Below are 11,765 nucleotides of genomic sequence, written 5' to 3' on the forward strand. Positions count from 1 at the left end.
GCGATGTCCTTCGGCCTCAAGCATCACCCGGTCGAGATCCGCCTGAAGAAGGCGGAGAAGGTCCTGGAAATCGACTACGACGACGGCAAAAGCTTCGCGCTGCCCGCCGAATTGCTGCGCGTCGAATCGCCGTCGGCCGAAGTGATGGGCCACGGGCCCAACCAGAAACAGATCGTTCCCGGCCGCATGCATGTTGGCATCATGGAGCTTGAGGCCGTCGGCAATTACGCGATCCGCATCGTGTTCGACGATCTGCACGATTCGGGAATCTATTCTTGGGATTATCTGCGCGAGCTGGGCGAAAACTTCGATGCGTTGATGGCGGCCTATCTCGCCGCCCTCGACGCCAAGGGTCTGAGCCGCGATCCCAAAGCGGCCAAGAAGTGACGCGATGACCGAAATCACCTTTAGCGATATCGGTGTCGGCGATATCGAGGAATTGCTGCCGCTGTTCCTGGGCTATCGCGTTTTCTACAAGCGCGAGCCGTTGCCCGAGGAAAGCCGCGCCTATATGACCGCGCGCTTCCAGGCGGGCGACTACACCGGCTTTTTCGCGCGCATCGACGGCAAGGCGGTCGGCTTCGCGATTATGTCGCGCACGTTTTCGTCGGGCGTGATGAAGCCGCTCTGGCTGCTCAACGATATTTTCGTCGATCCGTCGGCGCGCAAAGCGGGCGTGGGCGCGGCGTTGATGGCGAAGGTCGATGAACACGCGCGCGCAACCGGCGCGGCGCGCGTCGATCTGTTCACAGCACGGACCAACACGACCGCGCAATCGGTCTATGAGCGCGCGGGCTGGAAACGCGACGAAGTCTTCTATCGCTATCAGAAGAATCTTTAGGCGTTTGTTCCGCCGGGACTTCGTCCGTATCGCGTTAGGGCTTAAGTGTCGCGATACCTTGCGAGAAGCCGCGGAGCGAAGCCGACAAAAGCAAAGACTTGCCGTTGGGTTCCGACAGGAAACCAAAATGGATCGCCGGAGCCGCGCGCAAGGCGCGCATCGCCGTGTCATCGATCAGGAAGGCGGCGCGGCAGCCTTCCGGAATACAGCTTTCGATCTGAATTGCCACTTGAGGGCCTTGATCGATGCGATACGCGGCACCGGCTGGCAGATAAATCCCAAGCGGCAGAAATACGACGCCCGCCAGCTCTCTATTCGGTCCGATATAGCCGATATTGAGCTGAATGATGCGTTGCCCTTCCTGCGTCGTTTGGGTCTGGGAGAGGTAGCAGCGCTCCTGCGCGCGCCCTTGTAATTCGATCCGCTCGCAGCGTGTAATCCAATCTTGGAATACCGCCCCATCGCGCGGTTGCGCGGCGGGCGGTGGCGGCGGAATCGGCGCCGTACGTTGGTTTTGGGCGAGTGCACCGAAGACCGGCATCGCGACGGCGATCGCTATCGTCGCAAACTTGAGCAGACGCGATTTTAGGGGGTGAGTCGTGCCTTGGCGATCGATGAAGGTCTGGCGAAATGGCATCGGTGTTTCCCCTTTAGATCGCGCGATTTGATACCGGCGACTCGCGCTGCGCAGGCTCTCGAAATATTGGGCTATTGGGTCGGGGATCGCCAGCGTCGTTCGCGCAGAGACTTTTCGACGTCTTTTAGCAGCCCGCGCCAATCGTTTAGCTGTTCTTGGCGGAACAGCCTTGTGGCGGGATACCAAGGCGTGTCGGTTCGGTCGACGAACCAACGCCACGCCGGTACGCGTTCGAGAAGGAGCCATGTCTCCTTGCCGAGCAGACCGGCGAGATGCGCGACGCTTGTATCGACGGAAATTACGAGGTCGATATTCGCGCTGAGCGCGGCGGTTTCGTCGAAATCCGTCAGAAATTGGTCGTACAACTCGATTCGGGACGTTTCAGCGATTTGGAGGCGGTCGGCCGACGAAATCTCGGTCTGGAGCGCCACAACGCGTAGCCCGGGCGGGATTGCGGCCAAGATGCCTTCCAGCGGCACGGATCTGCGCGTATTCGCGTCGCGGTTCGGGTTTCCGCTCCAAGCGATCCCAATGACGGGCTGATTTCGCACATTCAAGCGCGATCGCCAAATCTCCACTTTCTCCGGCCGGGGACGGTATGGCGTGCGGAGCGCCGGGATATCTTCGATATCGTGATTAAGCGCAGCTGGCAGGCTCATTAACGGAATATGGAAGTCCGCCACCCCGAAATCGGCGGCGTCGTCCAAAACCGCATCGGCGGAAAGATTGGCGGCCAAAAAATCCCGCAACGACTTTTGGACCAGCATCACAACGCGTGCGCCAGCCTGCTTCAACAGGTCGATATAGAGAGAAAATTGGAGCGTGTCGCCGAGACCCTGTTCCCACCAGACGATTATGGTTTTACCCACAATATCTTGTTGCCCCGTCCAACGAGGGACATTGAATTTCGGATTTCGGATTCGCGGATCCGCCAGATCCCATCGCGATTCATAGGCCTGCCATCCCTCACGGTGGCGTCCGAGTGTCATGAGGACGATCGCGCGATTGAGCTGTCCCTGGACGAATGTGGGCTGAATTTCGAGGGCGCGCGTATACGCCGAGAGCGCCTCTTCAAACCGTCCTTGATCCTTCAACGCATTACCGAGGTTCGAATAGGCTTCCGCGTAGTCCGGTTTTGCCGCGATCGCGCGATTGGCGTGCGCGACGGATTCGGCGGGTCGGCCCAGATCGTTCAAGAGGACGGAGAGATTGGAATGTGCGAGGGGCAGGTCAGGTTGGAGCGCAATCGCCTGGTTATAGGCATCGAGCGCGGCCTGCAAATCGCCTAGGCGATGCAAGACGACCCCGCGGGCCGCATGGGCTTCGGCATGCCCAGGGGCCGCGACGAGGGCCGCGTCGAAACGTGCGAGCGCCAGTTCCAAATTGCTCGTTTCTAGATACCGTAGAGCGAGTCGATAATTCAGGATGGCGTTAACGGGGCAACGCCGAACGCCTTGGGTGAGAATGATGTCGGCTTCCGCCGAATTTTTTGCGGATAACGCAACATCCGCCAGATTGATATAGGCTTCCGCAAGGGTTGGGTTCGCGTCGATCGCCCGTTTTAGGGCCGTAGCGGCATTGATATACAGGCCCAATTTGCCGGTCGCGTAACCCAGGGCGTTCCAGGCATCCGCGTAGTTGGGTGACAGATCGACGGCTCGCGCGAACTGGTCGGCGGCGGCCGAATAACTGTCGCGTTTCAAAAAGGCTTGCCCAAGGTTGTAGCGTAAGGTCGGATCATCGGGCTGCGCTTCGACCGCAATCGCGAAATAACGGTCAGATTCGGCATAATCGCCGAGCTGACTTAACGCGACCGCATAGAGGTGGATCGCATCGAAACTTTGCGGCTGTCGCGCCAATACCGTGCGATACCCGGCGACGGCGGCCGCGATATTACCCGCCCGATGGGCCGCGATGGCATTGGTCAGATCTTGTTCCGCAAGGCCGGCCATTTAGGACGTCATATCGCAGCGGCGAAAAAGGAAAGTGGGGCCTTTCGGCCCCACTTCATTTCGTCCTTACGTATAGCGCTTAGAAGGGCAAGCGCACCCGACCGGTGAACGTGTGACCAACATACTGGTCGCGCAGCGTTAAATCGTAACCGGCGCCAACCGAAAGATCCTTGGAGTTCGCCAAGCTCAGGCTCCCACCAACCGTCGTCTCACCACGAGCCGGCTTCACGCCCGGCGCGGTGTAAGTCGTCGCACCCTGGAAGGGGCTGACTGCTTGATCAATCGCCGTGTTGTTCAAGCGATAAGTGTAACCAGCGCGCAACTCGCTCAACAGACGCATATCCGAGCTGTAGGCGTATGAGTGGTTCAACCGCGCCGACGGACCAACTCGGAACACGTTGCCGGAGGTCGAACCGAAGGTGCCGCGGGCGCCCGTCGACTCCGTATAGCTTTCCGTCGTAATACGCACCGCATCGGCGCCCAAGCTCGGCGTGAACGAGAAGTTGGAGGCCAACGGCAGAAGATAACCGACCGCCGCACGTCCGAAGAAAACATTACCGTCGTACTCGCCACGGCTGGCGCCCGCGCCGGCCACGTTACGGTCAGCCGTAAAGTTCATCCGGGCATAACCGAGGTTGCCCTCAACAAACGGCGCACCGAACGAGTACGACCCATACAACATGCCGGTGTAAGTGTCAGACTTAGTCCGGTTGCCGGTCGTCGCCAAACCCTTCTGGTCGGTCGTCGCACGGCCATAGGCGAACGAAGCGCCGACAATAGCCGCCGTTCCAACCCGCATATCGGCGCCCACGGCGGAACCATAGAAGTCCGACTTGTAACCAAGCGAGTTGGCTCGAGCGTCCTGATCGCCGGTACCACCGAGCGCTTGAATCCACACATAACGACCGCGCGCTGCATCACCGGATGTGGCCATACCCGCCGCCGACTCGCCGGCGGACGCCATGTTGGTAGCGTCCCCAAGGCGAATTGCCGCCAAGCGGGTCTGAACCGGTGTGGCCACGACATTGACGACATTGGTCGCCGTCGACGTCGAAGATTCAGCCGAACGCGCGGTCGACGGGGCAACAGTTTCGAGCAGAGGCGTATTGATCGAGCCGTTGCTAACGACCGCAGAGCGGATCGAGTCAGCCGTGCTGTTCTGCACCGCGCCGGTACCCAGCAAGCTAGTCACCGTAGATTGCTGCGTCGTCGATATGGAACCGCCGGTCGTAGTCACCGCCGATACGTTAAATGCGCCGACGGTAATGCTGATATTGCCGCCGGCCAAGGCCGTCGCCGTCACCGAGTAGCCCGAAACCGAACTGGTGACCGTCGGCGTTCCGGTGCCCGCGTTGGCGTTGGTGACGATGTTCGTATACGTGCCCACCGCCGCCGCCGGATTGTTGGTCGGCAGAACGACACGGATCGTGCCCATCGCCGAGGCGTTGGTCGTCACGTTGTTGAAATTGACCTGACCGAACGTCGTACCGGCCGTCGTCGGCGAGGCGACCGAGATCGCCAAAGTGCCGTTCGCCCCGGACAACGTACCCGCGACCGTCAAGACCGACCCCGAGCCAACGCTGATCGTGCCGGTATTGGTGATGGTCTGGCCCGTCGTACCGAAGGTTGCAGCCGCACCAGTCAACGCGACGGTGCCCGCGTTCGTGATGCCCGCACCCGCTGGCGAGAACGTCGCACCGTTTGCCAGCGTCAGCGTACCCGCGCTGGAAATCGACGTGGTGTAGGAACCACCCCATTGCGTTCCGGTCGCCGTAACGGCGCCGGTGATATTGACGGTATTGGTACCGCCACCGCTGGTGATACCGTTCGTCAGTGTACCGCCCGACCAGTTCAACACGTTCGTGCCGCTGGCGAAGTTGATGGCGCCCGCCGTACCGGTACCGGTCACCGTGCCGCCCGCCACATTGATCGTACCGCCGGCGCCGCTGATACCGGCTTTGTTGGTACCAGCCGCCGTCACCGAACCGCCGGAAATGCTGACCGTACCTCCGGTATTCAAAATCGCAATACCGTCAGTCGCCGAAATCGTACCACCGGACATGCTCAAACGCACTCCGGCGCCGCCGAGAACGACAGTCGCCGCAGTCGGAGCTGCAGCGGTAATCGTGCCGCCGGAGATGGAAATCGCCAAACTCGAACCGGCCGCCGTATTGATCGCCGCACCGGTGCCGGTGTTGGAAATCACGCCACCCGACAGCGCGATCGACGAGCCCGAAGCCGTGTTCGACGCCACATCGATCGTAGCGCCGGCGCCCGTATTCGTGATCGTGCCGCTCGATTGCGACAGCGTGAAGGTGCCGGTCGTGTTGACGAGGATCGCGTTGGTCGCGGAACCGTTCGTCGCCGACGAAATCGTTCCGGTATTGGCGATTGCCACGTTACCGGTGCCCTGTACGCTTACCGCAGTGCCAGAAGCCTGGATCGTACCGGCATTGCTCAGCGAGCCACTGCCGCCGAAATAAACGGCCGCGTCGGTGCCGCCTTGTGCAGACGAACCACGGATCACGCCGCCCGAGGCGTTCGTGATTGCCACCGTGGTGCCGCTGACCGTCGTTACAGCCGAACCAGATGCGATGATCGAACCAGAGTTAATCAAGGCGCCCGACGTCGCAAAGTGGACGACGCCGCCGGTCGTCGAAGTCGTGATCACCGTCGCGGCCGAAGTCGGCGTCGACAAGGTGCCTGTATTCACGATGCTGGTCGTCGAAGCCGCTCCGGTCGAGGTGGTCACGGCCGTACCCGACGCATAGACCGCGCCAGAATTGGTGAACACCGTGTTGGCGCTGTTCAGGTTAAATGCCGGGGCAGCGACGCCGCCGCTTACGGTTCCAAGATTGGACGAGTTCGATGTTGTCGTCTGCGCACCCGCGACGGACACCGTCGCAGCCATAATCGCGAGAACCGACGCTCCGACTCTCAGACTCCGCATTTGCATTTTTTTATCCCTATTCAGGAATTTCGACCGTTTATGGCTGGATCACGTACGCGTCGAACGAACGCGTATCACGAAACTATGAGATGTATAGAAGAGACGTTATGTCAGTCGCAACAGAAATTTCGCGGCCAGATTGGAGAACGCGAGAATCGTCGCCGTCGTGGCAGATGTGCAACATCTAATAAAATATAACAGGATCAATTGTTTGATCTAGAAAAGTGCCTAAATCCTCAGCACTATGAAGATTGAAGAAGTCATATCGTATCGCGTCTCACTCCGCATGCACCGCTTTTCAACGACATACTGATAGTTGATTTTCAATTAACGTCTAGTTTCGTTACAAAATGTACAAATCGCAATAATAATAGTTAGTTATCAGGAGGCGGTGCGGATTAAATCTGACCTCTGGTCCTCTCTCGTGTCTTATCGCAAACTCGATAGACTAAGGTTAGGCCGCAAATCCGCCGGTAAGAAATGGCAATGGAAAATTATCTAGACATCAGCAGGTTTTGGCGGCTTTGCTGCATTTTGTGCATATTTTCGGTATCTGGATGCGCAACGCCCACGCCGGTCGAAAGAATTGAATCGGCCGATACCCAATCGCGGAGTGCCGGGTTCACGCGTTTACCGCCCGAAGGGCGTTTGCCGACTGTCGCATTCGTAAAGTCAGGCGCTGGCGCGGAGCTTGCCGTCTATTTTGAAGGCGATGGCTATGCATTCGCCACGCCTTATCTTGCGTCGGACGATCCGACGCCACTTAATCCCCTGGGGCTGAAGTTGGCGCTCGCCGATCGACGCACGCGTGTTCTTTACATCGGGCGGCCTTGCCAATTCAGCCCCAACATCGCGCGCACGCCGTGCGCGACACGCTACTGGACGACAGCGCGTTATGCCGACGAGATCATCCAGTCCGTCGAATCAGTGCTCGACGCCGAACTTCGTCGACGCCCCGCGCGGACAATTCACCTCGTCGGATATTCCGGCGGTGGCGCGGTCGCGATTCTCCTCGCCGCGCGCCGCCGCGACATCACGACGATCGTGACGGTCGCGGGCAATCTTGACCATCGCCTGCATACATCGACGTTCAATCTTCAACCTCTGACTGGCTCGCTCAATCCGCGCGACGTCGCGCGTGAAATCGCGGCGATCCCGCAGATTCATTACGCCGGCGCGCGCGATCCTATCGTGCCGCCGACGATCGCACGCAGTTTCATGTCGGCACTGCCCAATCAGGCATGCGCGACGATGCAGATCGTCGACGGCGCCACCCATGTCGAGCCTTGGGTCGATATTTGGCCGAGCCTGACCGCGCGTCGGCCGCAATGCCGCAACTGAACGCGACCGCGGTCTTCGGCACGATCGCACTCGTATTCGCGTTGCTTGCGATCGATCCTGTCGCCTACGAGCCTCATCATGTCCGTTGGATCGCCTGCGGGGTTTTCGCCGCGTGTCTCGTTGCCGCAACCGGCGGGCGCGGCCTTGATCCGCGCCGCGACGGCCTAACGCTCGCGACATACGCGCTGATCTGCGGCGCGGCACTTTCGCTGGCATGGTCCGCCGAGCCGGTCGCCGGTATCGCGTCGCTCGGGCACGCAATCGTCGCGACGCTTGTCTTTTTGTGCGCGCGCGCGCTGACGTCGCGCGCACGCGCGGCGCTCGCCCGGATCGTGGCGCTTTGCGTCGCGGCGGTGCTGACCGCGTGGAGTTTCGGCGTCGGCGCGTGGGGCGGTATCGGCAATCCGAATTTTCTTTCCGAAACGCTCGTTCTCAGCGCCCCGTTCGTAGCGCTCGCCGCAGGGCGCGAACAGCGGCGCGGCGCGCGATACGTATTCGTGGCTGTGACGATCGTCGCCCTTGCGGCAACGATCATATGGCTTCCGAGCCGCGCGGGCGCGGTGGCGGCGGGAATGATCGTCTGCGTATTCGCCTTCGCTTTTGCGCCCGTGGCGTTACGTAAAGGCCTTCCGATCGCGGCGATTATCGGCGCCCTCGCAATCGGATTGATCGTCGTCGACGGACGTCATTTGCACCAATCCTTCGACAGCCGCATGCAACTTTGGACCAACGGCGCCGCGATGCTCGCCGACCGCCCGATATTGGGGATCGGCCTCGGCGCGTTCGACGCGCTTTATCCGCTTTACCAGGAACGGCATTTGCGGAACCTGCCGCCGGATGCGGCGCCGGTCGTCTTGCTCGACCGCAAAAGCATCCGGGCGGGCGCGCTCCACAACGAAGCGCTGCAGTTCGTTCTGACGCTGGGCGCGCTCGGCGTCGTCCTGCTCGTCGCATTTGCAAGCATGTTCATCCGGCAGATGCAACGATCTTTCGCACCCGAGAACAGGCTCGAATTCGCCGCCGCCGCTGCAGGCGTGGCGGGCTGCGCCATCCTCGCGATGACGGGATTTCCGCTGCAGCTGCCGCACTCCCAAATTCTAACGGCGCTGTTGCTGGCGTTTCTCGTGCCGATGGCGCCGGACGCACCGCCCAAAGGACTCGCGAGCGCCGCACCGATCTTGCTCGTCCCGCTCGTCGTTTGGTTCGCCGTCCTCGCCTATGGCCAACATCTGTTGGGTCGGAGTTTGGCCACGATCGCCACCGATCCGGCCGGGGGGATGGCGCTCGCCCAGCGCGCGCGCCTTTTCGCGTTCGGCGATCCGGCCGCGAAAGCGTGGTCTTTCGTCGCGATCGTGCGACGCGCCGAACTAGAGCCGGGCTTCGTCCCGGAACGCGCGGCGCTCGATGCCGAATATCGAGCTTCCGATCGGCCACGGAACTCGAGCCTGTTGGTCTTGAGCGCGCGGCTTCAATACCTCGTCAATTTCGGCGCCGATCCTGCCGACGACGTCGAGGCCGAGCATCTTGCCGACTGGCTGACTGCAAACGCGTCCCGCATCCAGGACTTTTGGATTCTCGCGGCGGCGCTGAAACTAAAACGCGGCGATCCGCAAGAGGCCGCGCGGCGGATCGAAATCGCGCGCGGTTTGACGCGCCAGAACGGCGTCGAAGCGTTCCAAGCGCTGCTGGCCGGCATGGCGGATGCTGCGTCTGCGGAAATCGCGGCCGGCCATCGCCGTCGCTTGCCGGTGCAAATTCAACTTGGCTTCGATCGTGTTTGATTGCGCGCGCAAGCTCCTGCGCGGATCGATGCTTTGTTTGGCGTTATCGAGCTGCGCCGCGCCGCCGATCCCGATCGATCTCGAACTCGATGTCGATGCGCGCGCCATAAAGCGCGAAGCCGGCTGGCTGTTGGGCGTCCCCTACGACGCGTTCGTGACGGCGCGCGACGAATCGCCGGCGGCGGTACGGTCCGACATTGTCACGACCTTGCGCGACCCACTGACGGCGATCGCGCGGCCGCGCGCGCTGGCGCAAACCACGCTCGAATCGCACGGGCTTTCGGTCGTTTTTTGGTCGGGATTCGCGACGATGCGGTCGGATGCCGACCCGGCACGCTGCACGACGGCCGCGATCGTCGCCGCGATTGAAGCCTGGCTCGACATTGCCATCCCGCTGGCATCGACCTTCGGCGCGCGGCTGCCGTCCGACTTCGTCCGGGTCGCGGGCGACTACTTGGCCCGTGACGTGGAAGCCGACGCGCTGTTCGACGCGGCCCGCGACACGCCAGCACCATCGACAGCGGAGATCCGGCGATTGGGCGAAGCCGACGCGACATTGGCGCGACACTTCCGGGCGGTCCGCGACTGCGACTTTTCGGCCGAATTCGCCCGACCGCGAAGCATCGTCACACGCCAAGGGACGATATTGCTCGGGTCTTTCGGCAACGACATCCACGTGCCCGAGGACGACATAAGCTTCGTCTTCGACCCGGCGGGCGACGATCGATATCAGCTGACGTCGGTGTTGCCGGGGCGCGTGCGTGGGATCGCCGATTTGGCCGGCAACGACCGATACGACGAGCGCGGCGCAACGGTTGGCGGCGTTTCGCTGATGCTCGATTTCGGCGGCGACGATCGATACGACGCGACCGCCGGCGGCCAAGCCGCGGCGATTTTCGGTCGGGCGATGTTGTTCGATTCGGGAGGTAACAATCGATTCGCCGCCGGGTTCTTCGGCCAGGCCGCCGCATTCGCCGGCGCCGCGTTCCTGGTCGGCGGTTTGGGCGACGACGCCTATGCGGCCGGCGATTTCGCACAAGCCGCCGCGACGGCCGGCGGCATCGCGGCGCTGATCGAGTTGGGCGGAAATGATCGCTACACCGCCGGCGGCGTCGCCGACGCCTATGGGCGCGGCGGCGGAATCAGCATGGCGCAAGGGGCCGGCTTCGGCATAAGGGGCCGGGCCGGCGGCGGATTGGCGATCCTCAACGATTTGGCCGGCGACGACATCTACGTCGCCGAGCAGTTCGCCCAAGGGATGGGCTACGCGCTCGGCTTTGGCGTTTTGATCGACGAATCGGGCGCCGACGCCTACACCGCTGCGCGCTACGCGCAAGGTGCGGGGATCCACGGCGGAATCGGGCTGCTGGTCGATCGCGCGGGAAATGACACGTATCGGGTGGAGACCGCCGTCGCGCAGGGCGTGGCGATCGACAACGGTATCGGTGTGTTGGCCGATCTTGGCGGTGTCGACGAATTCGGCGCCGATCAACTGGCACAGGCCGGGACCAATGGCGGCGGGATCGCGGCGCTGATCGTCAAAGGCGCTGCCAGCTACAATCTGCGCACGTCCTATGCCGGCGGCAATTGGGGCGGATTGGCTCCCACCGCGTCGTTTCCCGGCTTCGCCTACGCCGATCTTGGGCCGGACGCGAAATTTGCGCGACCGCGCCCGAACAACGATCTCGACCTTGGCGAAGCGTTGACGCGCGCCAGGCCGGCACCGCAACTCGATTGTCCAACCGGCGTTGCGGATACCGGTGCTGCGTTGCGCGCGCGCGATTTCGCGATCGCGGCGCCGCTCGGGGGATCGGGCGCTTCCGAACGCGCGCGCTATCGCGCCATCGCGACGGCGCTCGTCGCCGATCCGGCGGCGTTGGCGCGGTTTTTGACGCCGCGCGACACCGCCGCGGCGATCGGCTTGCGCGAAGCGATCCGATGCCATCTGCGCGCGGACGCCGACGGCGCCCTGGCGAACGCCACGCGCAAGTTCTTCGAATATCTGTTGGCGAGCGGTCATCCCGCCGCGCCGATTTTCGCGAGCGTCTACGAAACGGCCGCGGCGGGGACCGTCGCGTCCGCCGTGACCGCGACCTTGGCGGATTCGCCGTCGTGCGGTCTGCGTATCCTGGCGGTGCGCCGGGGCGCCGCGGCAAAAGCCGCCGATCCGTGTTGGCGCGCGCAGTTCGTTTTCCATTTGCGCGCGGGCCTTCCGGCGCGGAGCTTTGCGCCATTGACGGACCGTCCGCCCGCAAGATAGAGG

At 62.3% G+C, this 11,765-nt stretch carries 8 protein-coding genes; 5 read left to right on the forward strand and 3 right to left on the reverse strand.

The features are described from left to right. Positions 1-3 precede the first annotated feature (3 nt). Complete coding sequence (locus tag J0H39_02040; GenBank protein MBN9495508.1) at positions 4-387, forward strand: DUF971 domain-containing protein; 384 nt, start codon at positions 4-6, stop codon at positions 385-387. Between the two features lie 4 nt (positions 388-391). Continuing rightward, positions 392-841, forward strand: coding sequence for a GNAT family N-acetyltransferase (locus J0H39_02045; GenBank protein MBN9495509.1), 450 nt, complete (start codon positions 392-394; stop codon positions 839-841). A 34-nt stretch (positions 842-875) separates the two neighbouring features. On the opposite strand, the gene J0H39_02050 is transcribed toward J0H39_02045, so the two are convergent. The 3 genes from J0H39_02050 to J0H39_02060 all read right to left on the reverse strand — a co-directional run bounded on the left by J0H39_02050 (position 876) and on the right by J0H39_02060 (position 6,386). Continuing rightward, positions 876-1,478, reverse strand: a complete 603-nt coding sequence (locus J0H39_02050) for an invasion associated locus B family protein (GenBank protein ID MBN9495510.1) — start codon at positions 1,476-1,478, stop codon at positions 876-878. A 71-nt stretch (positions 1,479-1,549) separates the two neighbouring features. Further along, positions 1,550-3,430: a tetratricopeptide repeat protein gene (locus J0H39_02055; protein MBN9495511.1), complete on the reverse strand. Its 1,881-nt coding sequence runs from the start codon at positions 3,428-3,430 to the stop codon at positions 1,550-1,552. Positions 3,431-3,509: 79 nt separating this feature from the next. After that, entirely contained in the window at positions 3,510-6,386 is a 2,877-nt protein-coding gene (locus tag J0H39_02060) for an autotransporter domain-containing protein (protein MBN9495512.1), read from the reverse strand. 642 nt (positions 6,387-7,028) lie between these two features. Between J0H39_02060 and J0H39_02065 the strand changes: the two genes are divergently transcribed. The 3 genes from J0H39_02065 to J0H39_02075 are packed head-to-tail and all read left to right on the forward strand — an operon-like array spanning position 7,029 to position 11,762. Beyond that, positions 7,029-7,721: an alpha/beta hydrolase gene (locus J0H39_02065; protein MBN9495513.1), complete on the forward strand. Its 693-nt coding sequence runs from the start codon at positions 7,029-7,031 to the stop codon at positions 7,719-7,721. Then, positions 7,709-9,502, forward strand: coding sequence for an O-antigen ligase family protein (locus tag J0H39_02070; protein ID MBN9495514.1), 1,794 nt, complete (start codon positions 7,709-7,711; stop codon positions 9,500-9,502). Before J0H39_02065 ends, J0H39_02070 begins: the two co-directional genes overlap by 13 nt. Positions 9,503-9,539: 37 nt before the next feature. Continuing rightward, entirely contained in the window at positions 9,540-11,762 is a 2,223-nt protein-coding gene (locus J0H39_02075; GenBank protein ID MBN9495515.1) for a hypothetical protein, read from the forward strand. Positions 11,763-11,765: the final 3 nt, after the last annotated feature.

It is taken from the genome of Alphaproteobacteria bacterium (assembly GCA_017308135.1).
Taxonomy (GTDB): Bacteria; Pseudomonadota; Alphaproteobacteria; order CACIAM-22H2; family CACIAM-22H2; genus Tagaea.

What these genes read in the sequence shown, in the direction of transcription:
- J0H39_02040 (MBN9495508.1), top strand. Translation starts at nt 4, where the DNA reads ATGTCCTTCGGCCTCAAGCATCACCCGGTCGAGATCCGCCTGAAGAAG.
- J0H39_02045 (MBN9495509.1), top strand. Translation starts at nt 392, where the DNA reads ATGACCGAAATCACCTTTAGCGATATCGGTGTCGGCGATATCGAGGAA.
- J0H39_02050 (MBN9495510.1), bottom strand. Translation starts at nt 1,478, where the DNA reads ATGCCATTTCGCCAGACCTTCATCGATCGCCAAGGCACGACTCACCCC.
- J0H39_02055 (MBN9495511.1), bottom strand. Translation starts at nt 3,430, where the DNA reads ATGGCCGGCCTTGCGGAACAAGATCTGACCAATGCCATCGCGGCCCAT.
- J0H39_02060 (MBN9495512.1), bottom strand. Translation starts at nt 6,386, where the DNA reads ATGCAAATGCGGAGTCTGAGAGTCGGAGCGTCGGTTCTCGCGATTATG.
- J0H39_02070 (MBN9495514.1), top strand. Translation starts at nt 7,709, where the DNA reads ATGCCGCAACTGAACGCGACCGCGGTCTTCGGCACGATCGCACTCGTA.